At 55.4% G+C, this 523-nt stretch carries 1 protein-coding gene; it reads left to right on the top strand.

Going from position 1 to position 523, the window contains the following annotated elements:
• Positions 1-111: 111 nt before the first annotated feature.
• The coding region (locus ACFQND_RS12165; RefSeq protein WP_377413585.1) for a cytochrome b at positions 112-523 on the top strand (412 nt) is incomplete at its 3' end.

The following is a 523-nucleotide window of genomic DNA, read 5'->3' as shown; positions in this document are numbered from 1 at the left end:
TATGTCGATGTTTCACGAACCTTCTATCCGCGCGCGCAATCGGGCGGGCAGAGACCAGCCACCACGGTTCGCGCCGGCTTGCGCTTGATTTTCTAGCAACAAGATTGACGGGTGGATTTTGTGTCTGATCAGGATGCCAATGGGATTGGGCGTTATGGACGTCCGACCGTCGCACTGCACTGGGTGGTGGCTCTGACTCTGATCGTCGCCGTCGTATTAGGCTTGACGCTCGGCAACACGCCCGAAGAGGCATCTAACCGCAAAGATTTATTTGACTGGCATCGCTGGGTGGGCGTAACGGTATTTGCTTTGGTCCTCGTGCGAATCGTCGTCCGGGCCTTTAACCGGGCTCCGCCACCTCTCGCTTCTATTTCGTCTTTTCAGCAATGGGTTGCGCACTTTACACACGGAAGTCTTTATGTATTGATGGTTGCCGCCCCCCTGACGGGGTATCTTTTGAGCAACCGGATGGGCGAGGCCATCGTGTTGTTTGGCTCAATCAACCTTCCTCCTCTGTTGGTGG

Source organism: Polaromonas aquatica (genome assembly GCF_042659145.1).
GTDB lineage: Bacteria > Pseudomonadota > Gammaproteobacteria > Burkholderiales > Burkholderiaceae_C > Polaromonas > Polaromonas aquatica.
Note: the sequence above shows the minus strand (reverse complement) of the source record. Positions and strands in the feature narration are given on the sequence as shown.